This is a genomic window from Pseudoalteromonas sp. PSi26 (assembly GCF_054960575.1).
Window position 1 is genome coordinate 279,365 of sequence record NZ_JBHNYT010000001.1, and the last position, 21,624, is coordinate 300,988.

Genomic DNA, 21,624 nt, shown 5'->3' on the forward strand with positions numbered 1-21,624 from the left:
AACTACTTAGTATTTGTATAATTAGAAAATTTACTTACATAATTAGTCAAAGCACGCCCAGTTAACTCTCTGATTGGTATGAAGTATTTTTTAGTGAAAGGATTATATAGACCCTCAGTATTATGATGAGCAGAATCCTTATTGCGCAAACGAGACCACATTTTTGTCATTACACTATTCTTAGAACTTGATTCCCACTCAGAGGATTTTATTATTGATCCAAATACTCCATTTAACATGAATAATGGCACCACTGTGAACCAATATGAATTAACCAAAATACCACCAGCTGATATTCTCCTTGCACCTCTACCTAGTAGTATTTCAAAAATAGCAACTGTATTAATATCATTTCTTAAATGAAAGACTTTAATGAAATCTCGGTATTCTTTTAATAGTAAGATCCCCAGCCTATCAGTTTCATTTAGGTTATATTTTTCTAATAAGACTTTTTCAGGATTTAGCTTTTTAACAAAAAATGGAAAAAATTTAAAAGCCTCATACTTTGCACCTTTATTAAAATGGTAAGTTTTTCTTTTTAGTGTATCACCTAAATAACCATCAAATGTCACTCTACTACTACACTTGCTACCTATGAATTTTATACTAGGGATTATACCCTTCGTTTGAACAGATGAATTAGATATGTAATAGTCATGCAGTAGAGTATCCTGACTATCATAATTTTTTATAAACGAAAACTCAGAGTGCCTACTTCCAATTGAATCAGAAATTAACTTTGCAACTTTTCTATCCTTCGCAGTTTTAGGTCCCCAAGTATAAGTTTCAGAAGCTTCGACAGTTAAAGCCGCCAATCGTGAATCTAACCCGGAAGATAGACCAACTATTTTCTCCTCGGGGCTCCAATTTGAAGCTATTGATTTCATGTACTCAGGTAAGTCTTCAAGCGCTATTATACTCTTACACACCTGTTTATAAGCCTTAAAAAATTTTTTATTTTTTAAGTCAAACACCTTCATAGGTTTAAATCTATATATTGATTTGTATATTGTATACTTACCGAACAGGTTTTTTCCGCGAGTAAGCAATGAATTAAACTCCTCATCTATTTCTTTATCTTCGAATTCAGACAAAGAAGGCGATATTAATACTGTATCATCTTTAATAGTATAATATGAGGATTGAAGAGCTAACTTATCATGAAAATAGTAAAACTCATTATTTAACTCAAGATAGACGTGAAATACCCCCTCATCTATCTTATTTATAGCGTCTAAACCCTCTGATTTAAATGCATCAGCCAATTCATAAATGTTGTTCTTTTCACCACCCATAATAAACCAGCCACTTATCACTAATATAAAATCATCTTCAATAATATAGGGTGCTGTCATCCACTCGCGCGAATCATAAAAACAAGAAAGCTGACCTTGCCCGGTCATAATAGTTTTGCATGTGGTATTATTATTTAAGCTTCTAAGCTTCTGTCCATTGACAGGCGTTACATTTAAGTAAAGTGAATACATTATCTACTCCCTTTGAATTTATGCTCTACTAATATTAGCGAAGTTGTAAATAAAACAAGAAAAAATGGGGACTGAAAATTAGAACTAAAAATTGACGTTGCAAAAAAGCAAAAAAACAGGCTCTGCCCTTGAAGGGTTTTAAGTATATTCGATATTTTGATGATATAGGTGGCTAACAAAAAAAATCCTACAAAGCCAACTTCAGCAAAAATGTGTGGCCAATATGTGTCAGTCAAATAAATACCCTCTTCATACCACCAAGTATCAGAGATACTTGAATATATGTATGAGTTCTCTGTAATTATAGCGCTATGACTCCCCATACTTCCCCAGCCAGCCCCCAAGTAACTGCTCTGTTTTAACCAATATACTGAATCATAGAAAAAATGTGCTCGCGGAGAGTAATCAAAATTGTAAAAAAAGTATTCTGCAAAATATACAAGAGAAAATATCAAAGCGATAAGTAAATAATTACCTATTTTTACAAAATATAATGAAATATTTTTTAAATTTAAGATAATAAAAACAATAGATATTATTAAAATTTCTAGCCTTTGAAATGTGAATATTAATTGGGGAAGTAAAATAACAACATCAATCCAGTTAACCTTACGTTCACTGCGGATTAGATAATAAACAAGTATCACACATGCTAATCTTGACGGATGAAAAAACAATCCAGAAAAGCGAATGTATGTTTCACCAAAAAAATCTACTGTATCATTAACAAAGTACATAGCATAGCTTTGGGGTTCAATAAAATAACATATGAATATTAAAAAATTTAACAACAAAGCCCACTTAAAAAACTTCAATACAGTTACTATTAAATCATCAAATAATATTTTTTTATTGATAAAGTATATAACTATAAAGGTAAATATAAAAAATTTTAACTCATGCAATGATTGATATAAAACTATATAAAGATCTACTTTATTATAGAAACTTACAACAGCTCCATATAATAAATAGCATAATATAATAATACTAAAAACTCTATTTTCATATTTTTTAAAAAAATTAAAATATAAATATAAAAAAAATAAAGCATAGAAGATCAAGTATAACTTTTGTAAAAACTGATATGTACCGAAGCCAATTATTTCAATCGATAAAACAGCTGTAATAAAAAATTCGAATACTAATGAAAAGACTAAGAACTTTGCTAATTTAGAGTTAATAGCTGAGTACATTTCTATCTTCTTGTGTGAGCTCAGTTTCTAATATTTGTTTTTGATAATCTTTTTCAATCATTTTTTTGTCGAATTCGTTTACTTCGAAATTAAATTTTTGAATGTTCTTCTCTAAAATTTTAGATTTTATTTTCTTACTGACGAAACGGGGAGTCAAAATTACAAATAATTTTTTCAAAAACGATTTTCTCATAATGATTTTCTGTAATAATGGGCTTTTAGGTACACCTGAACGGTTTGAATGATTATTTGGCCAAGAAACTTCTGTAACATCTATGTGCTTAGTGATAGCTCTCATTACAGCTTTGTGATCTTTCAAGTAGTCTTCATATTTAACGACTAGCAATCTATCACCAAATAAAGCTCTGGCCTCACTAACTTTCTTTGGGTACATACTGCACTCTTTATAATGCCAAATAGGCAGCCAGTTTTCGTTTATGATTTCCTGCTCTCTTTTTAAGGCATTCGAAAATGTTAAGTTTTCACGTACATCCCTATTCATATGTTTAAAAGCAGAAATAGACCTCTCTATTGGATTTCTTACTACTAAAATAAATTTTGATTTATCTAATGTGGCTAGCTCTTGTAGAGCCTCTGAACACTCTATAGTCATTGCAGAGCCATCTAATATAGTTTTTTTATGATCATAAAGAGCTATATACTCTTTGTAATCTGTTATGAACATCTGATCAACTATATCTTGGTCAGCAGGCCCATTAAACTTTACTCCCTGATATTTAGAAAAATAATAATGAGGTTCTTTGTTATGAGATGTGCTTATGTCAGGATGTATTGCTAAATTATCATAAATGCTAGTTGTAGCGCATTTAGTGAACCCTAGTATAAATACTTTATGAGCTTTTTTATATTCTTCTATATTGTTTGGCATCTAAAACCTTTATATTCATTTATATACATATACTGTTGAGTGTTATTACTTATATTTAACTTTTTCATATTCAACAGTGTAAAGCTAAAAAGCGTCTAAATCAGAGTATGTAGCTATCCAAATAGGAAGTATTATTTTTGAATTAAATTTATCCAAATATAAATCTTTGGCGTTTTTACAAATAAACTCGTTCTCTTCACTTGCAGTCAATACTTCACGGAGCTTATTAACAATTTTATCTACATCACCAGCAGGTGTAAGATAACCTGTTTTACCATCTATGATGACCTCAGGGATCCCCCCAACTGGCGTTGTAATAATTGGTATTTCGCAAGCCATGGCCTCAATTAGCACCATAGGTAAACCTTCGTTATAGGATGGTAAGATCAACACTGTACATTCACTTAATAGACTATTTTTTGTTTGAAAATCGACCCAGCCGTGGAATGTAATTCGGTCAACAATTTCTAAACTTGTGGCTAATTGATTTACTTTCTCATTTTCGCCAGAGCCACATAAATGAAGTTCGTAGTCATCGTCTAATCGTGAAAAAGCTTTTAGAAGGTCATAAATACCTTTTCTCTGAATAAAAGCCCCTAAAAATAAAATTTTATTTTTTGAACGAACTACTGGTTGAGGAGTAATATCAACATAGTTATTTATAACTTTACTCGTTCTACCAGATATTGAAGCAATGTATCCTGCCCAGCTATCAGATAAAACAACAAACTCATCACAAGATTGAATTAACTTTATAATTATAGACTTAGTAAAAGTGTTCCTAGATTCAAAAAAAACTTTAAACTCCGAGCCATGTAAGTGAATAATCGTTTTGTTTTTAAATAATTTATTAACTCTGAAAAAAGTATATTTTCTCCAAAAACTGCCTTTATAAGACATGTGAGAGTGGACAATAATATTATTTAACTTAAAACACAGATAAACAAAATAAATAACCGACTTAAAGAATATCCACAAATCATTTATTTTACTTTTACCTGCATGTGTTGCCAACCTGTAATGATTACAATTATTATAAAGCCCATCATCTATATATCCCTGGATTACTGAATCAATACCACCTTTTTGATTTGTCCCTAATGTAACAATATTCATTTTTACTCTTTATAAATTTTCAATTTCATTTTGAATGAAAGTAGTTAAACTTTTACGTTGCTCTGAATCATCTAAGCTGAATGGTAGTAATGAATCTATTTCCGATAAAACTTTCAGGATATCTTCTTTTGAATCAACAACATAAACACCATTCATATTTCTAAATTTTTCTATAGTAGACAATTGATGATCATTCCTATGCTCACCATATTCAAATTTTCTTGCCATTATCACTATTGGAATTTTATGCTCATTAGCAGTAATTATTGTTCCCATTCCAGCATGACTAATAATTAACTTGGTATTTTTTATTATTTCTAAGTATGCCTCAGGAGCAATAAATTCGCGCATTTCTACTACTGATGAAGAAAGCTCTGATAAACAAGTTTGTGCAATGACTTTTTCATTTAAATTTTCTTCAGCCCAACTTAATATTGGACGAAGTAATCGATCAAAAGGTAATTGAGTTCCAGTTGTAACAAATATCATAAACACCTCAAAATACAGAACCCTTATATATTACTTTTTTTCCATCAGCCAAGTGTTCCCACTGTGTTAAAACAACAGTTGCAATTTTTAAAGATAACCTTCCGCCCATGGATAATTTTTCAGCATTAGCAATGCTATCTACCCATATTGTTTTTGCACCGGAAAGACGACCTAAGAGGATAGATAAAACCCCAGGAGCCGCGCCAGTAGAAATAACAATTTTAGGTCTTACTAGTATAAAGATTTTTAATAGCTGAAAGAAAGAAAATATAACTGCCAATTTTTCATCAAAGTTTGAATCTTTAACAATATAAAAATCTTTAATATTATTACTTTGCGGCAAACCGTCAATTGTTGTAATAAATGTTATATCGTTTTTATTTAAATTTTCGGTTAGTAGCATTAATTGTTTCCAATGCCCACCGCCTGAAGCAACTGCTATAGTTTTATTTTTCATATATCACCTTAAATTTCAGAGCAATTCCACTCTGGAAAATGGGTTCTAACATAAACATTTAAATCTATTTCTGCTTGGGTATATACACGCTTATTATTAGGTATAAAATTACTTACGTTTGTTTTAGTAATCATACCCGCCCCCACTGTTACGTTAGTGAGCCTGTCAATTACAATAAATGAACCTGTGCCATGCACGGTGTTGTATTCGTCAATAACTACTGGACTTGATGTACTTATATTGCACGAACCAATTTCGTTAAGTTGTAGCTCGTTTACGTCCACGTTTTTTAGGGTATTTACATCGATTTTATGATTGATTTTTTCTATTCGGCCGTAGGTGTTTTTTGTGCCTACTTTAAACTCATACTCTTTGCCAGGTTGTAATGCTGTTTCGTCCATCCAAACAAGTGTTGCTTCAAATTGTTCTGACGAGGTGGCTAAGTTATTTGATTTAACAATGACATCCCCACGCGAAATATCAATTTCGTCATTGGTTGTTAATGTAACTGCTTGGCCTGCAAATGCGCTTGGTAAGTCACCGTCGGCTGTTACTATGCTTTTTACTGTTGATGACTTACCTGAGGGCATAACGGTAATTAAGTCGCCAACATTAATTACACCACTGGCTACTGTGCCGCAAAACCCCCTAAAGTTTAGGTTAGGGCGCGTTACAAATTGAACTGGAAAACGAAAGTCTTGCAGGTTTTTGTCTTCGTTAACTGTTACTGAGTTTAGTAACTCCATTAGGGTTGCACCTGGGTACCAACTCATTGACTCAGATTTATTAACTACATTATCACCACGCAATGCTGATATTGGTACAAAGCGAATATCGGGTATGTTTAGGTCGGTAGCAAATGCTTTATAGTCGTCTTTAATTTTACGATATTGCTCTTGGCTAAAGTCAATTAAATCCATTTTATTAACTGCAACAATAACGTGCTTTAAGCCAAGTAAAGAAGCAATATATGAATGGCGTTTAGTTTGCGTTTGCACGCCGTAACGTGCGTCTACCATTACAATAGCTAGGTCGCAATTTGAAGCGCCTGTTGCCATGTTACGGGTGTATTGCTCGTGCCCTGGGCAGTCGGCAATAATAAATTTTCGGCTTTCGGTTGCAAAGTAACGATACGCTACATCAATAGTAATACCTTGTTCACGCTCTGACTGAAGGCCGTCGACCAGTAGCGCTAGATCAAACTCACCATCGGTTGTGTTAAACTTTTTAGAGTCGTTTTTAATAGCTGACATGTGATCTTCAAAAATTAATTTTGAATCGTGCAGTAGTCGGCCTATTAATGTTGATTTGCCGTCGTCTACATTGCCACACGTTAAAAAACGAAGCATGTCTTTGTCTTCATGCTTTTGAAGGTAGGTTTCTATATCTGTTTCTAGTAGTGTTTGTTCGTTCACGGGTATTCCTTTAACAATATTCTTTAAAATTAATGGTGCTTAAAATTGGCTTAAAAGTAGCCTTCCATTTTTTTCTTTTCCATTGAGCCTGATGAGTCGTGATCTATTACTCGTCCTTGGCGTTCTGATGTTTTAGTAAGCAGCATTTCTTGAATAATTTCAGGTAAAGTAGTGGCTTCAGACTCTACCGCTCCTGTTAGTGGATAACACCCTAATGTACGAAAACGTACTTTTTTCATCATTGGAACTTCGCCTTCTTTTAATGGTAAGCGTTCGTCGTCTACCATTATTAACGAGCCATCTCGTTCAACTACAGGGCGAGTATCTGCCAGGTACAGTGGTACAATTTCAATGTTTTCTAGGTAAATATATTGCCAAATATCAAGCTCGGTCCAGTTTGATAATGGAAAAACACGAATGCTCTCTCCTTTATTAACTTTGCCGTTGTAGGTATTCCATAGTTCTGGTCGTTGGCTTTTTGGATCCCAACGATGATTTTTATCGCGAAATGAATAAACTCGCTCTTTGGCTCTTGATTTTTCCTCATCGCGGCGTGCACCACCAAATGCGGCGTCAAACTTATGCTTATTTAAGGCTTGTTTTAAGCCTTGTGTTTTCATTATGTCGGTGTATTTAGCACTACCATGATCAAATGGGTTTATATTTGCGGCAATGGCTTCTTCGTTTTTGTGAACTATTAGGTTCATGTCGTATTTTTTAGCCATACGGTCACGAAACGCAATCATTTCTTTAAATTTAAAGGTGGTATCTACATGCATTAATGGGAATGGTGGCTTTGCAGGGTAAAAAGCCTTCATGCATAAGTGCAGCATTACTGCTGAGTCTTTACCTACAGAGTACATCATTACTGGGTTATCAAACTCTGCTGCTACTTCTCTCATTATATGAATCGACTCAGCCTCAAGCTGCTTTAAATGAGTCATTCTTGCTTGTGATATTTCCATTTTATCTCTCGTTATGCTTTAACGTATTTGAGCAGGCGTTATGCAAATATACCCTGCTATAGTTTCTAGCTATATTTAATCTACTTATGTTTAGAGTTTAAATTCTTATACTAAAGTAGTTTTTTTATTTGCTTTGTAAACTCTTCACCCATATGGCTAGACTGCATTGCGTATTCAACATTAGCCAGCATATAACCAAGCTTTGAGCCACAGTCGTGCGATTTACCTGTTAGGTGGTAGGCTTCAAGCGTTTCTAGGTGGCGTAGTTGTAGTAATGCATCGGTAAGTTGTATTTCGCCGCCGGCACCCGGTGGGGTGTACTCAAGTAAATCCCAAATGGTGGGCGATACAACATAACGGCCGGTTATGGCTAGGTTGCTTGGTGCTTCATCGTTATTTGGTTTTTCGACCATATTTTTAATTATTGCGTTTTCACCTGCGTTTATGTTTTTACCTGCTAGGTCTACCACACCGTATTGGTGTACTTGCGCTTGGGGTACGGGCTCTACCATTACTTGGTTGTGGCCTGTTTGGTCAAACCGGTTAATCATTTGGCTTAAATTGTCGGTTTTTGGGTTTGACTTGTATTTGTCGATTATTACGTCGGGTAGCATTACGGCAAACGGGTTATTGCCAACTATGGGCTTAGCAGCAAGTACTGCGTGGCCAAGGCCTAATGGAGCCGATTGGCGAACCGAAATAACCGTTACATCTTTTGGTACTATTGAGCGAACCTCGTCTAGTAGGCTGCGTTTTACGCGTGCCTCTAGTGTGGCTTCTAGCTCAAAGCTGGTGTCAAAATGGTTTTCGATAGAATTTTTAGAGGCGTGAGTAACCAATACTATTTCTTTTATGCCTGCGGCTACGGCTTCGTTAACTACGTATTGAATTAAAGGTTTGTCTACCAGGGGGAGCATTTCTTTTGGTATTGCTTTGGTGGCTGGCAACATACGCGTGCCTAAACCTGCAACTGGGAGTACGGCTTTTAATACTTTCACTTTAATTCCCTTTTTATTTTTTGATTATTTATAAAAACACAAAAAAGGCCAAGCAAAAGCTTAAATCCTTTTAACGAACATCACATACCGTGTGAGGTTATTATTATACACAACACAATAATGTACTCAACTATAAAAGCATCCTTTTATATTGTTTTTTTGTTAAATTTATGTTGCACCAAAATAACTAGTAAGCGCCCTATTTTAGTGCTGTGTAGCACTTTTTACTTATCTACCTTTTTGGTTGCAATAATACTATACTTGGCCATGCTGTTTATTAGGGATTTTTAACTAAAGGAACGTATGTGCGCTTAAGTGTTTGCATTTTAATTGTTATGTCGTTTTTTGTGTACGCGCAAGATGCACTTATGCATTTGCGTAACAGCGATATACTGAACCGTGCACAACAACATTACGGCGACGAGGGCTACACCCGTATTAAAAATTGGCTTAGCTTTATAGATAGCAGCCAAGGTAAAAGCGAGTGGCAGCAAATACACTTAGTAAACGACTTTTTTAATAAACACATACAATACCAAACCGACGACGACCTATGGCAAAAAAAAGATTACTGGGCCACCCCGCTCGAAAGCTTAGGCGTTGGCATGGGCGACTGTGAAGACTACGTAATAGCCAAATACTTTACGCTAATTGCACTAGGCATACCGGAGCATAAAATACGGTTAATGTATGTAAGGCAAAAAACAGTAAACCAGCCGCACATGGTATTAATTTATTTTGAAGAGCCTAACCAAATACCGCTTGTATTAGGTAATTTTAATACTAAACTTTTACCCGCTAATAAACGGCCCGATTTAAAACCTATATACAGCTTTAATGGCCAAGGTTTATGGCTAGCTAAAGCAAAAGGGCTGGGTAATAAAGTAAAAAATAGCCGTGGTGTGTCGGCCTGGAACACCATGCTACAACGTATAGAACACGGCGAGCTTGCGCCCACCAACAGTAACATTAAAGGAACTAGTAGTTATGTATCGACTTTTTAAAAATGGACTTAGTTTAAAAACCCAAGTGTACGGGTTAATTATTTTAATTTCGGTTATTTCGTTTTTTGTACGTGTAGTTACCGACGTACAAACCACCCGCCACTATTTGCAAACCCAAATGGGCAGCCACGCGCAAGACACCGCCACAAGTTTGGGGCTTTCTATTTCGCCCTACCTTGACGACGAAAGCTTAATGATTGCCCAAACCATGGCCACGGCTATTTTTGATAGTGGCTATTACACGCAAATTAAATTTACCGACATGCAAAGCAATGTGGTGTTTGAGCTTACTAACCCTAAACGGGTTGAATCGGTACCTGGCTGGTTTATTAATGCGGTAGAGCTTAATGCCCCGACTATGAGCAGCGAGCTTAATAATGGCTGGGTTATGGCTGGCACGCTTGAAGTAACTAGCCATGCTGGGCAGTCGTACCTAACGCTTTGGGAGCACACAAAACGCAGCTTTTACGGATCGTTTTTATTACTTGCGGGATCGCTTGCGGTTGCGTTTTTAATTTTAGGCACGGTGTTTAGGCCGCTAAAAGCCGTAGAACACCAAGCGCAATTAGTTACGCGTAAACGTTTTACCTTAAACCAGCAAATACCGGTTGCACGCGAGCTACGTACAGTTACTAAAGCCATAAACAATATGGTTATTAATTTACAAAGCACGTTTGACTCGTTAACTAAACAAACCCAAACTCTAACCGAAGAAGTTTACATAGACCCACTTACTGGGCTTGGGAACCGTCGGTCGTTTGAAAACCATTTTAGCTCGGTGGTTGATACAATAACCGAAGACGCGCCAATAACCGCAATGATGATCACCCTGCCTTCGCTAACTAACATTAACCAAACCGTTAGCTACCAAGACGGTGACGAACACGTTTACGATGTAAGCACAACTTTGCAATCTATATTAAGTGAGTTAACCAACACTAAACTGTTTAAGCTTAATGGCAGTACGTTTATAGCGCTGGCCCCGTTTGACGTGCCATTTTTAAATAAAACCAAGCTAGACATTATCGATGCTTTTAGCCAAAAGAAAAACAGCCTACATATAAACGGGTTTGCAAACTTGTCGCTTGTAAGTGTTGAAAAAGGCTCGAGCTTGGGGAGTGTGCTTTCGGCGCTTGATACCGGTTGTACCATTGGCGAAACCGCAGCTACCAATAAAGTAGATAAAGACACCCTATTTAGTGTTAAACAATGGCGTACGCTTATTAAGTCGATTATTGACTCTGGCGAGGTGAGCTTTTCGGTGCAGGCTGTAAAGCAGGCTCGCTCTGAAAATACGCAGTGCTATTTTGAGGTGTTTGCACACTTTATACACGAAGGTGAAAAAGTTAATAATGGCCATTTATTTGCTATGGCCGAAAAACTTAATTTAACCGAAGAGCTCGACAAAAAAATAATACGCAATTTTGTGTATGTAAAAGAGCAATACCCAAAAGATGTGTTTGCCCTTAATTTAAGTAAAGCCGCGTTATACTCTACCGATTTTATAGAGTGGCTTACGCTTTACGCGATTACTAAACCTATTTTAAAAACTAACTTATTGTTTGAGCTGCACGAAATAAGCTTACTTTATAATGTGCATGTGGCCAGTTTACATATAGATGCCATAAAAGATATTGGTATTAATGTTTGTGTAGAGCATTTTGGTACTAGCTTAACGTCGTTTAGGTACTTACAAGGCCTAGACATTGAATTTGTAAAAATTGATGGCAGCTACATACAAGATCTGCTAGATAACACGCAAAGCCAATTTTTTATTCAAACCGTTAATAATATTTGCCACGGTTTTGGTATTAAAGTTTTAGCCTGTTTAATTGAAAAACCTGAGACTTTAAAGGCACTTGAAAAACTGGGCTGCGACGGCGTACAAGGCAATTTAATAATGCCGCCTTCGAAAATAGTAAAAACTAATAATAATGGCGTAAATAAAGAGTTTACTTTTTGCTCTAATACGCTAAAATTTTGTAATTAGACACTCAACCATGGGACGAGACATGAAAAAATTAATTTTAGCTGGCTTAATTGCTGGTGCCACTGCGGTGGTTACATTACCTGTATATGCACAAGCAGACAGCGCCGGACTTGTTAGCGTATTAAATAATGCGACTGCAGACACTTCGCCAGAGCAACTTCAAGCAGACTTACTTGCTGCTATTGAAGCTGCTTGTAGTGATTGTTCTGCTGAAGACGTTGAAGCGTTAATTAACGATGCTGTTGCTGCTGTAGGCGCAGATAGCCCGTTAGTTGCTGATGTACTAGGCGCAATGAGCGCTGCTGGTATTGATAGCGATACGCTTACATTAGCGGCTGTAACTGCTGGTGTTGATGCAACGACTGCTTCTGAAGCAACGGCTGCTGGCCCTAATGGTAATAATGCAAATCCAAATGCACCAGGCCAAACTCCTGGTGATAATGCTGCACCAAATAATAATGCTAACCCAAATGCACGTTCACGCGTGCCTGGTTTTGTTAGCTTACCAACACCTCCGGGTGCTGGCGGTAATGGTGGCGACGACGGCATTTCTGAAGAAACTGGTAACTAAAACTAGTTTGTAATTTAAAAACGCAGCCAATTGGCTGCGTTTTTTTGTGACTGTATTTTGCCGCTGTGTAATAATGTTTAAAATACAGTGATTAGATTTTAGTTTTCAGAAGTCAGTTTAAAGAAATAGAAGTTAGAAGTTGAAAGTTAGAAGTTAGTTTAGAAACAGATTTAAAAGTTAGTTTTTAGGTTAAGTATTAGTAACAAGCGTTTATAGGGAAATTAGTGAACCGTTTAATTTTTGTATTGTTGTGTGGCATTTTATTTTTACTCCCTTTACCTTTAGGCAGTTACCGACCTTGGGCCATACTTGCTATGGGCCTTTTAATTAGCGCTACGTTTATAACGCACTTAATTTACGGTGCTATAAATAACAACCAATCTTTGTACCCTCCTTTGTATTCGTGGCCTGTGTTTGCGGCACTTGGTGTTGTTGTTGCGGTGTGCGCCGCGCAAATGTTTACGGTAAGCGTTGATCCTTTTCAAACCAAACAAATGTTATTAAAAACCAGCTTTATGATTTTGTTTTGCTGGCTTATTTTTATTTACTGTAACAGTGCTGCGCGTATTAAAAAGCTAATTTATGCGGTTATATGTGCTGGGGTTTTTCAGGCTTTGTATGCCAGTTACTTAAATTTATCGCCCGATGTAGTTAGCCCTATTTTTGGCTATAAACATACCGACCGGGCCATTGGTACATTTACGTATCCTAACTTTTTAGCTAACTATTTAGCGCTGTGTTTATGTTTGGGTATAGGTGTATTGGTAAGCGAGTTAAAACGCAATAATGGTAAAGGTAAAAACTCGTTAAAACAAACTCTTAGAGCTTGGGCCGAAATACTTTTAAGCTCTAAAATTGTGTTACGTATTTCGTTAATAATTATTATTGTGGCGCTTATTTTAACGCGCAGCCGTATGGGTAACTCGGCCTTTTTTATTGCGTTAATGGTGGTAAGCTTTTTGGCGCTGTTTGTTTATAACAATAAACCCAAGGCGTTTAAGTTATTAATAGTGAGCTTTTTTATTATTGATTTGATTATTATTGGCGCTATTTTTGATGTTGAAAAAGTAAAGCAGCGTATTAGCGAAACAAGTATTGCGTCTGAAACCCGCGATGAGGTGGTACGCGATTCTATTCCGCTTATTTTAGATAAGCCTTTATTGGGTTCGGGCGGCGGTACGTTTTATACGGCGTTTCCTGCGTATCAGTCGGAGCCGTATTCGGGCTATTACGATAACGCCCATAACGATTATATTCAATTTGCTGTTGAGCTGGGTATACCTGCTACAGCTGCGCTTGGTTTGTTGGTTTTGTATTGTTTGTGGTTGTGTGTGGCAACTATGCGTAAGCGCAAAACGGCGTTGTTTCAGGGTGTGGCTTTTGGTTGTGCTATTGCGATTATTGATATGTTATTGCATTCGTCGGTAGATTATTCGCTCCAAGCTGGTGCAAACTCTATGCTGTTTATGGTTATTTTATGTTTGGCGATTTTGAGTAATAAAATAGTTGTTAAACGTGTACGCAAGTTTTAAATAGGTAGTTTTTAGTTTTTAAAAATATTTTATTCAGGTAAGTAGCCATATATTTTAATAATTAAACCAACACCGTACATTGCTAAGTGATTTTATCACCACCGAGAAGCAAAGGAGAAGACAAGGAGAAGTGACTAACCATTACTTATGTCTTCTCTGTGTAGCGCCAGTGACTCTGTGTGCTCTGTGGTGATATTTTTTTATAAGTAACAAGAAGCTGCGCTTCTAACGTGAGCAAGCTCTACGTCTACAAAATAAAGTCAAACTTTACACCGTAGATGCGCAGCTTGCTGGCGTATAAAAGCAACGCTTTTACATATTTATAATTAAAGCGCCAGCAAGCAAGGCGCCTACAGTAAAATCAACACCGTATATTGCTAAGTAATTTATTCACCACCGAGAAGTGAAGGAGAAGTGATCACCAAATTACTTGTGTTTTCTCTGTGTAGCGCCAGCGACTCTGTTTTCTCGGTGGTCATATTTTTTATAAGTAACAAGAAGCTGCGCTTCTAACGTGAGCAAGCTCTACGTCTACAAGTAAATGCCAAACCTTACCCGTAGACACGCAGCTTGCTGGCGTTTAAAAGCAACGCTTTTACATATCTATAAATAACGCGCCAGCAAGCAAGGCGCCTACAGTAAAATCAACACCGTATATTGCTAAGTAATTTATTCACCACCGAGAAGTGAAGGAGAAGTAATTTAAGGCTGGTAAATATTTTTTGGGTTTAACTTTGTTTATCTCTGTGTAGCGCCAGCGACTCTATGTCCTCGGTGGTCATATTTTTTATAAGTAACAAGAAGCTACGCTTCTAACGTGAGCAAGCTCTACGTCTACAAAATAAAGTCAAACTTTACACCGTAGACGCGCAGCTTGCTGGCGTTTAAAAGCAACGCTTTTACATATTTATAATTAAAGCGCCAGCAAGCAAGGCGCCTACAGTAAAATCAACACCCGGTATTACTAAGTGATTATGTCACCACCGAGAAGTGAAGGAGAAGTGATCACCAAATTACTTGTGTTTTCTCTGTGTAGCGCCAGCGACTCGGTGTTCTCGGTGGTCATATTTTTTATAAATAACAAGAAGCTGCGCTTTTAACGTGAGCAGGCAAGGCATCTACATTTAAAATACTGTGCTTTATTTATGTTCTAGGTCGAATTCGGTGGTGTGGCCGTCGCCGTGGATGAGTTGATAGCGGGACAAGTCGCCGTTGTCTAACGTTATTAGGCTTATTGCAGAGTCGCTTACTAAATACTTTTGGCCTTCGCCTAGGGTTTGGTGTTTGTCTACTTCCATGTGCCAGCGTTTGGTGAAAAAGTTAAGCGGGCTTTTGGGGCCGTATAAAATAGAGTCGAGTTTGTCTAGTACGTTTATTAACTTACGCGGGAATTCGTTTTTTATCCCGCTTGCGGTGAGCTGCCATATTCTGTTTGGATGATCGCCAAAGCGCTTTTGCACCGAAAAACAAAACGAATAATGTACATCACCCGACAAAATAAGGGTTTCGTTTGGGGTGTCGGTGCGCCTAAAGGTGTCGAGTAGTTTTTTAGCCGAGCCTTCGTGTGCCATCCAGTTTTCTACATCAACCATAAGCGGCTGACCGCATATATTAAAAGCCGCTTGAATGGCTTCTATTGATTTAACACCAAATACAGGCGCGGGCGATACTATAATTACTTTATCGTGACTGAGTAGGCTTTCTTCAAGCTCTGTAAGGCGCTCCCAATCAAGCAGGCCTGATGGCTCGTTAAAATTGCTTTCGTTACGCCAGCGGTGTGTGCGGGTGTCGAGCACCACAACTTTGGGTGTTGTAGTTAGCTCGTAATGCCAATGGTTAAATTCGTTTAGGGGTTTATCAAACGCTTTAAATTGCCATTGGTTATTAGCACTTAAGCTTTGTTTAAATGGCGATATTAGCGCGCCTGTTTTTGCCAGCGCGTCGTTACCCATACCTTGAAACAGCCAGTAACTAATAAGCCCATTGTTAATTATGCGTTTACTGCTTGGGTTTTGGTTTATGGCTTGCTCCCACCCTGCGGTGAGGTTCCAATCGTCGGTTACGTCGTGATCGTCAAACATCATTAACGTCGACACATTAGCAAATAATTTTTCTACTTCATTCAGCCCTTTAGCATAGCCGAGTAACGCTGACTTTTCGGCATTAAAAATACGTTGATGTTCTGGGTTTTGCCCGGTGTATTGCGTGTTTTGTAAGTCAACAGACTGCCAGGCAGCGACGCTTAAATTAAGTAAATAAAGCGCTATAAATTCTTCAAAGTGGATAAGGTGGTTAAATGCTTTTACGCTTGAAAAATGCGGTTCGTCTTTTTTTAGCCAGTAACCCACCCCCAGCTTTGAGCGCTTTTGCCACGGTGTTTTGGGTAAAAAATGCTGCCTGTTGTAAAGTTGCTCATTTAACTGCTCTGGCAACGGCAACGCCATAGGTTGTTCTTTATAAATACCTAGTTTTTCAATAAGCTGATGAATAACCAATAACATAGGCCCTGCTACATCGTCGGCGTAAACTTGGTCGCCGCTTAATAGCAATAATTGTGCGCCGGGTGTATTTTGGCTGCGTTGAGTATTTTGCCATTGGCTTGCGGTGACTAGGCTGTCTTTTGCGGGGTGATGCGCATTTCGGCACGAGCCATGTAATATGCTATTTAGTTTATTGGGTATAACAAATGCTGGGGTTGCTTGGTTGCTGTACGCCCAAGCTGATAGGTCAACCTCATTGCCATCTATTATTAATTGATACGCTAGTAAGGTGTCGAGCGCAAAAGGTGTACTTGCCGGTTTTACAACTACAAAATGTAAATAAAGGCGTTCGCCTAGTGTAATGGTTTGCTGCTCGCTCACACTTTGCGTATTGAGTATATTAATTTGGCACTGTGCAGGGGTTGAAGTTGCAAATACTATGCACACGCCTGTTTGCTCAGCGCGGCGCACCATTGGCCCCATAAGTAACATAGGAAGTTGCGCCGCGTGAGTCGTCATATTATTAGCCTTTAGCTGCTAATTTAAATAGCGAGTAAAAGTTATCGGTGGTGGCTTTAGCTAGTTCGTTAAAGCTAATGCCTTTTAACTCACTAATGTAATACGCTACATCTTGCACGTAAGCAGGCTGATTAGTTTGCCCACGGTGTGGCACCGGTGCTAAATACGGCGAATCGGTTTCTATTAGTAGTCGGTCAAGTGGAATTTGCTTTACCACGTCTTTAAGCTCTACTGCATTTTTAAACGTTACAATGCCTGAAATAGAAATATAAAAGCCCATATCGATGGCTTTTTTAGCCATGTCCCAGTCTTCTGTAAAACAATGCAGTACGCCGCCACAGTTTTCGGCTTTGTGCTCGCGCATTAGGTTTATGGTGTCGGCGCGGGCGTCGCGTGTATGTATAATTAGTGGCTTTTGTAGTTCGTTAGCCACGTCAATATGGCCTACAAAACTTGCTTGCTGAACGGCATGGGTGTCTTTTGCGTAGTAGTAATCTAGGCCTGTTTCGCCTATGGCCACTACTTTATTGTGTGATGCTAAATCAATTAATTGCTGTTTGTTAAGCGCGTCTTTTTGATCGAGCGGATGTACGCCACACGAGGCCGATACATCGTCGTAGTGCTTAATTTTATCAAGCATACTTGGGAATTGGTCAAGCGTTACGCTTACACATAAAAAGTGTTCAACCTGTTTGGCGCGTGCTTTGTCTAGCACTTGGTCTAGGTTTAAATCGAGTTTATCAAAATCAAGACGGTCTAAATGGCAATGCGAATCTACAATCAAAATTGGGCCTGTTTTTTACTACATGGTGTAAGTTGGATTACCGGAGTTTAACATAGTCCCCAGTAGTTTTTCGATCTTGGCGTTTAGGTTTGTTTTGTCGTCTAAAAAGCTAATACCAATACCTGGCGGATTAGAGCTTTGCGCACCTTGTGGGGTGATCCACGCAACTTTGCCGGTTACAATGTCGTCTTCGAGTGCGTCGGGAAGGGTTACACGTAACGCCAGCGAGTGTCCTACTTCGTAACGCATGTTAGTGCGTACAAATAAGCCGCCTTTTTTTAAGTAAGGCATGTAACAGCGATATAATTCGTCTAGGTCGTCTATATCTACTAATAGCTCTTGCATGGTTAATCCTTTTATTTATTACGTAAAATGTGCGCTAATCGTGATACGGCGAGCGGTAAATTAAGGCCGAGAATTTTTGTGTTATTTTGCAAAAATTCGCTGAGTGCTTGTTGCGCTTCTTGATACGCTTCAAAGCTCATACCTTGTAATAATTGCTGTTTTAATTGCTCGCTTAAAAATAAGGTAAATATACGAACCAGCTCCGGTTGTTTATTTATTATATCGACTAACGCTTTGAAATTATGGCTTTGTTTAAACTCAGTTGCAAACTTATAAAGGGTGTCTATATTTTGTAACTGGTTTTGCTCTTGCCACTGCTTTACTTGTAATGGCTGGCTATAAAAAAGCGTTAGCCAAGGGTAATTTTGTATTTGTAACGACTCAAGCCATTGCTGCGCTAGTTGTGTACTGGTTACCTTTACGTCGGTTTTAGCGCAACGGCTTAAAATAGTGGCTGGCAATTGCGCAGGTTGGCTTGTGGTTAATATTAAAAACCGGCTATTGCTTGGCTCTTCCAGCGTTTTTAACAAGGCGTTGGCGGCTGCCATGGTCATTTTTTCGCAGTTTTCTATTACCACTACTTTGTTGCCATTTTGCGCCGCTGAGTGGTTCATAAAATCGCTTATGGCGCGTATATCGTCTACGCCAATGCTTTGGCCATCTACCTGGGTTATGCGCTTGTCGGGGTGTGTACCCGCAAGATTAAGTGAGCAACTTTTACATTGCCCACATGGCGCTAAAATACTGTTTGCTACGGCTGTTTGCTGGGTAATATTTTGGCATAACAAGGCATTGGCTAGCTCGTCACTTAAGGCAAACTTACCTACCCCCACAGGCCCACAAAACAATTGGGCATGATGAAAACGCTGACCACGAAAGCTTTGTGCTAAGTGTTGCTGTGTTTCATATAGCCAAGGTAGAGACATGTTATTTTAGCTCTTCAAAAAAAGTACGTAATACGTTTGTGATATCCCTATGTACCTTATCAATTTCTTGATTGGCATCTACGGTTTTAATTGAGTTGTCGTCGCTTGCAAGTTCTAGGTAGCGCATGCGTGTGCGCTGAAAAAACTCAATGGCTTCTTGTTCTATTCTATCTAACTCGCCACGCCCTTTAGCGCGCTCTAGGCCAATTACTGGATCTATGTCGAGGTAAATGGTTAAGTCGGGCTTTAGGCCTTTTAATACCATAGACGATAACGACGCTAGTGTATTTGAACTAATGCCACGCCCGCCGCCTTGATACGCCTGCGACGATAAGTCGTGACGGTCGGCTAATATCCATTTACCTTGCTCAAGCGCAGGGTTTATTACGTTATGCATTAGCTGCGAACGTGCGGCGTACATAATAAGCAGCTCGGTTTCGAAGGCTATTTCTTCTTCGTGCTCGGCTTTTACCAATGTGCGTAACGACTCGGCCAATGGCGTGCCGCCGGGTTCGCGTACGTTGATGTATTCTATTTGTTTTTTGTTTAAAAAGTCTTGGCAAAGTGAAATTGCGGTTGATTTACCCGCGCCTTCTAAGCCTTCTACTACTATAAATTTTGGTTTCATAAACACGTTAATTCTTTTTATTTAAAATATAGGTTTTTACTGCCGCGTTATGTTGTTTTAACGTGGTAGAAAATTGGTGGCTGCCATCGCCTTTTGCTACAAAGTAAACATAGTCGCTTTGTGGCGGGTTTACCGCAGCTAAAATAGCTTCTTTTGATGGCATCGCTATTGGCGTTGGCGGTAATCCATCAATACGGTAGGTATTGTATGGCGTGTGATTGCGTAAATCTTTGTATTTAATATCGCCGTCAAAGTTTTCACCCAGGCCATATATTACGGTTGGATCGGTTTGTAGGCGCATTTTTGTGTTTAACCGATTAACAAAAACCGAGGCAATTAACGGACGTTCGCTGGCTAATGCGGTTTCTTTTTCAATAATTGAGGCCATTATGAGTGCCTCGTACGCGGTGTTATAAGGTAAATTGTTAGCGCGTTTTTGCCATGCATCGCTTAGTGTTTGTTGCATGGTTTGCGCGGCGCGTTTTAATACACTGCTTGCGGTATCGTTATGCTGATAGTGGTAGGTATCTGGAAATAACCAGCCTTCTAACAATGTATCTTCATTTATAATTTGCTTACCTAACTCGTCTAACTTTAGATCGTTATTTAAATTAGGTGCATTTTTAATATTTGCTAATACATCGCGCAGCGCTTGGCCTTCAATAATGGTAAAGCTAAAGCTGATTTGTTGACCTTGGTTTATTTTTTTTATGTTATTAATAACACTGGTATTTGAAAGCGCGTAAAGCCCGGCTTTTAAATCGGTTAGTGTGGGGTCTAGCTTTGCAATAACTTGGTAACGCCAACAGCTTTCAACCCAGTTTTTTGCTTGCCACTGTTGGCATAGTTTATTAAAGCCCGTGCCTTTTTTAACCTCAAATTGGGTGTTTTCGCTTACTTTTAGTGGGCTTTGCAAAGTCGCCTGCAACTGCTGATAGCCAATAGCTGTGCTAATAATCGCTAAAAAAGCGACTGATAAAATAACTTTTAACACTAAGCCTCCTTGGCTAATAATTTAGTTAGCAATGCGTTGCTGTGCGCTACATTAAAGCACTGCTGCTCTATGCGTTTAACAGGCACTGCATGCATTAAGCTATTGCATACGAATACAGCATCGGCCTTGGTTAAGTCGTTTACCGTAATGTGTTTAAACTCAACCGCTAATTTATCACATAACGCTTGCAGATAAACGCCCTTTATACCGCATTCATTTAGCTTTGGTGTAAATACTTTACCGTGTTTAATGGCAAATATATTAGCAGCTGAGGCTTCAATTACATGGTTGTTGTAGTCGAGCACAAGTACGTCGTCGCAGTTTTGGGTTTGCATGGCTTTTTTAATGAGTACTTGTTCTAACCTGTTTAGGGTTTTTAGCCCCGCAAGTAAAGGTTGTGCCGCTAATTTAATTGGGCTTATTTCAAGGCTAACACCCTGCTCTGCAAGCGTATTGTAATTTGCAGGGTATTCAAGCACGCTTACTATAATTGTTAAATTGCACTCACTTGGTAAGCCATACCCTCGCCCGCCTTCACCGCGCGTTATAAGTATTTTTAACACGCCCGTTTGCTTTTGGTTTACTTGGTTATGTATGTGTTGCTCTAAAGGGCTAAAATCGAGTTCAGGAAAGGCTAATCGCTCAGCACATTCAGCTAAGCGGGCTTTGTGGTGGTGCCAATATTCAACTTGCCCATTTACAATTTTTGCTGTTGTAAAAAAACCATCGCCATAGTTTAAGCCTCTGTCGCTTATGCTAACGGCGTTTGATTGGCTGGCATTGATGATTGTTTGCGTATTATTTATTATTTTTTGCATATAAAAAAAGCCCAGTTAAAC

The 21,624-nt window shown here is 38.2% G+C and carries 20 protein-coding genes; 4 read left to right on the forward strand and 16 right to left on the reverse strand.

The features are described from left to right. Positions 1 to 2 precede the first annotated feature (2 nt). The 9 genes from ACFI34_RS01285 to galU form a co-directional block, all read right to left on the reverse strand. Positions 3 to 1,487: a hypothetical protein gene (locus ACFI34_RS01285; protein ID WP_462672116.1), complete on the reverse strand. Its 1,485-nt coding sequence runs from the start codon at positions 1,485 to 1,487 to the stop codon at positions 3 to 5. Next, positions 1,487 to 2,683 (reverse strand): hypothetical protein, encoded by a 1,197-nt coding sequence (locus ACFI34_RS01290; RefSeq protein WP_462672117.1) that lies wholly within the window; start codon positions 2,681 to 2,683, stop codon positions 1,487 to 1,489. Before ACFI34_RS01290 ends, ACFI34_RS01285 begins: the two co-directional genes overlap by 1 nt. Continuing rightward, positions 2,667 to 3,572, reverse strand: coding sequence for a sulfotransferase family protein (locus ACFI34_RS01295; RefSeq protein WP_462672118.1), 906 nt, complete (start codon positions 3,570 to 3,572; stop codon positions 2,667 to 2,669). Before ACFI34_RS01295 ends, ACFI34_RS01290 begins: the two co-directional genes overlap by 17 nt. Positions 3,573 to 3,656: 84 nt before the next feature. Continuing rightward, positions 3,657 to 4,688 (reverse strand): glycosyltransferase family 4 protein, encoded by a 1,032-nt coding sequence (locus ACFI34_RS01300; protein ID WP_462672119.1) that lies wholly within the window; start codon positions 4,686 to 4,688, stop codon positions 3,657 to 3,659. A 9-nt stretch (positions 4,689 to 4,697) separates the two neighbouring features. Next, positions 4,698 to 5,177 carry a glycosyltransferase gene (locus ACFI34_RS01305; RefSeq protein WP_462672120.1) on the reverse strand — a complete coding sequence of 160 codons (480 nt, stop codon included), beginning with the start codon at positions 5,175 to 5,177 and terminating at the stop codon, positions 4,698 to 4,700. Between the two features lie 7 nt (positions 5,178 to 5,184). Next, entirely contained in the window at positions 5,185 to 5,634 is a 450-nt protein-coding gene (locus ACFI34_RS01310; RefSeq protein WP_462672121.1) for a hypothetical protein, read from the reverse strand. Positions 5,635 to 5,642: 8 nt separating this feature from the next. Beyond that, on the reverse strand, positions 5,643 to 7,049 hold the full coding sequence (cysN, locus tag ACFI34_RS01315; protein WP_462672122.1) for a sulfate adenylyltransferase subunit CysN: 1,407 nt from the start codon (positions 7,047 to 7,049) through the stop codon (positions 5,643 to 5,645). A 50-nt stretch (positions 7,050 to 7,099) separates the two neighbouring features. After that, positions 7,100 to 8,014: a sulfate adenylyltransferase subunit CysD gene (cysD, locus tag ACFI34_RS01320; RefSeq protein WP_462672123.1), complete on the reverse strand. Its 915-nt coding sequence runs from the start codon at positions 8,012 to 8,014 to the stop codon at positions 7,100 to 7,102. Positions 8,015 to 8,124: 110 nt separating this feature from the next. Then, the gene (galU, locus tag ACFI34_RS01325) at positions 8,125 to 9,012 is read right to left on the reverse strand and encodes a UTP--glucose-1-phosphate uridylyltransferase GalU (RefSeq protein ID WP_462672124.1); all 888 of its coding nucleotides are present in this window, start codon (positions 9,010 to 9,012) and stop codon (positions 8,125 to 8,127) included. 305 nt (positions 9,013 to 9,317) lie between these two features. Here galU and ACFI34_RS01330 point away from each other — a divergent pair, with 305 nt between their 5' ends. The 4 genes from ACFI34_RS01330 (at position 9,318) to ACFI34_RS01345 (ending at position 14,109) form a co-directional block, all read left to right on the forward strand. Further along, positions 9,318 to 10,016: a transglutaminase-like cysteine peptidase gene (locus ACFI34_RS01330; RefSeq protein WP_305399739.1), complete on the forward strand. Its 699-nt coding sequence runs from the start codon at positions 9,318 to 9,320 to the stop codon at positions 10,014 to 10,016. Further along, positions 10,000 to 12,006 carry a bifunctional diguanylate cyclase/phosphodiesterase gene (locus ACFI34_RS01335; protein ID WP_462672125.1) on the forward strand — a complete coding sequence of 669 codons (2,007 nt, stop codon included), beginning with the start codon at positions 10,000 to 10,002 and terminating at the stop codon, positions 12,004 to 12,006. The genes ACFI34_RS01330 and ACFI34_RS01335 overlap by 17 nt, the downstream gene beginning before the upstream one ends. Positions 12,007 to 12,028: 22 nt before the next feature. Beyond that, positions 12,029 to 12,577 (forward strand): hypothetical protein, encoded by a 549-nt coding sequence (locus ACFI34_RS01340; RefSeq protein WP_039037195.1) that lies wholly within the window; start codon positions 12,029 to 12,031, stop codon positions 12,575 to 12,577. Positions 12,578 to 12,801: 224 nt separating this feature from the next. Beyond that, positions 12,802 to 14,109 carry an O-antigen ligase family protein gene (locus tag ACFI34_RS01345; RefSeq protein ID WP_462672126.1) on the forward strand — a complete coding sequence of 436 codons (1,308 nt, stop codon included), beginning with the start codon at positions 12,802 to 12,804 and terminating at the stop codon, positions 14,107 to 14,109. A gap of 1,139 nt (positions 14,110 to 15,248) precedes the next feature. Here the strand turns inward: ACFI34_RS01345 and ACFI34_RS01350 are convergent. Genes ACFI34_RS01350 through pabC form a run of 7 tightly spaced genes read right to left on the reverse strand, consistent with a single transcriptional unit; the run spans position 15,249 to position 21,603 of the window. After that, complete coding sequence (locus tag ACFI34_RS01350) at positions 15,249 to 17,108, reverse strand: alkaline phosphatase D family protein (protein ID WP_462672127.1); 1,860 nt, start codon at positions 17,106 to 17,108, stop codon at positions 15,249 to 15,251. Positions 17,109 to 17,112: 4 nt separating this feature from the next. Next, on the reverse strand, positions 17,113 to 17,892 hold the full coding sequence (locus ACFI34_RS01355) for a TatD family hydrolase (RefSeq protein ID WP_410898721.1): 780 nt from the start codon (positions 17,890 to 17,892) through the stop codon (positions 17,113 to 17,115). Between the two features lie 18 nt (positions 17,893 to 17,910). Next, positions 17,911 to 18,237: a PilZ domain-containing protein gene (locus tag ACFI34_RS01360; protein WP_006792298.1), complete on the reverse strand. Its 327-nt coding sequence runs from the start codon at positions 18,235 to 18,237 to the stop codon at positions 17,911 to 17,913. Positions 18,238 to 18,248: 11 nt separating this feature from the next. After that, positions 18,249 to 19,163 carry a DNA polymerase III subunit gene (locus ACFI34_RS01365; protein ID WP_462672128.1) on the reverse strand — a complete coding sequence of 305 codons (915 nt, stop codon included), beginning with the start codon at positions 19,161 to 19,163 and terminating at the stop codon, positions 18,249 to 18,251. Position 19,164: 1 nt separating this feature from the next. Further along, the gene (gene tmk / locus ACFI34_RS01370) at positions 19,165 to 19,791 is read right to left on the reverse strand and encodes a dTMP kinase (RefSeq protein ID WP_039037938.1); all 627 of its coding nucleotides are present in this window, start codon (positions 19,789 to 19,791) and stop codon (positions 19,165 to 19,167) included. Positions 19,792 to 19,798: 7 nt separating this feature from the next. Beyond that, positions 19,799 to 20,785, reverse strand: coding sequence for an endolytic transglycosylase MltG (gene mltG, locus ACFI34_RS01375; RefSeq protein ID WP_462672129.1), 987 nt, complete (start codon positions 20,783 to 20,785; stop codon positions 19,799 to 19,801). After that, a complete protein-coding gene (gene pabC / locus ACFI34_RS01380; RefSeq protein WP_462672130.1) occupies positions 20,785 to 21,603 on the reverse strand; it encodes an aminodeoxychorismate lyase in 819 nt (272 codons plus the stop codon). Before pabC ends, mltG begins: the two co-directional genes overlap by 1 nt. Positions 21,604 to 21,624: the final 21 nt, after the last annotated feature.

What these genes read in the sequence shown, in the direction of transcription:
- ACFI34_RS01285 (WP_462672116.1), bottom strand. Translation starts at nt 1,487, where the DNA reads ATGTATTCACTTTACTTAAATGTAACGCCTGTCAATGGACAGAAGCTT.
- ACFI34_RS01290 (WP_462672117.1), bottom strand. Translation starts at nt 2,683, where the DNA reads ATGTACTCAGCTATTAACTCTAAATTAGCAAAGTTCTTAGTCTTTTCA.
- ACFI34_RS01295 (WP_462672118.1), bottom strand. Translation starts at nt 3,572, where the DNA reads ATGCCAAACAATATAGAAGAATATAAAAAAGCTCATAAAGTATTTATA.
- ACFI34_RS01300 (WP_462672119.1), bottom strand. Translation starts at nt 4,688, where the DNA reads ATGAATATTGTTACATTAGGGACAAATCAAAAAGGTGGTATTGATTCA.
- ACFI34_RS01305 (WP_462672120.1), bottom strand. Translation starts at nt 5,177, where the DNA reads ATGATATTTGTTACAACTGGAACTCAATTACCTTTTGATCGATTACTT.
- ACFI34_RS01310 (WP_462672121.1), bottom strand. Translation starts at nt 5,634, where the DNA reads ATGAAAAATAAAACTATAGCAGTTGCTTCAGGCGGTGGGCATTGGAAA.
- cysD (WP_462672123.1), bottom strand. Translation starts at nt 8,014, where the DNA reads ATGGAAATATCACAAGCAAGAATGACTCATTTAAAGCAGCTTGAGGCT.
- ACFI34_RS01335 (WP_462672125.1), top strand. Translation starts at nt 10,000, where the DNA reads ATGTATCGACTTTTTAAAAATGGACTTAGTTTAAAAACCCAAGTGTAC.
- ACFI34_RS01340 (WP_039037195.1), top strand. Translation starts at nt 12,029, where the DNA reads ATGAAAAAATTAATTTTAGCTGGCTTAATTGCTGGTGCCACTGCGGTG.
- ACFI34_RS01350 (WP_462672127.1), bottom strand. Translation starts at nt 17,108, where the DNA reads ATGACGACTCACGCGGCGCAACTTCCTATGTTACTTATGGGGCCAATG.
- ACFI34_RS01360 (WP_006792298.1), bottom strand. Translation starts at nt 18,237, where the DNA reads ATGCAAGAGCTATTAGTAGATATAGACGACCTAGACGAATTATATCGC.
- ACFI34_RS01365 (WP_462672128.1), bottom strand. Translation starts at nt 19,163, where the DNA reads ATGTCTCTACCTTGGCTATATGAAACACAGCAACACTTAGCACAAAGC.
- tmk (WP_039037938.1), bottom strand. Translation starts at nt 19,791, where the DNA reads ATGAAACCAAAATTTATAGTAGTAGAAGGCTTAGAAGGCGCGGGTAAA.
- pabC (WP_462672130.1), bottom strand. Translation starts at nt 21,603, where the DNA reads ATGCAAAAAATAATAAATAATACGCAAACAATCATCAATGCCAGCCAA.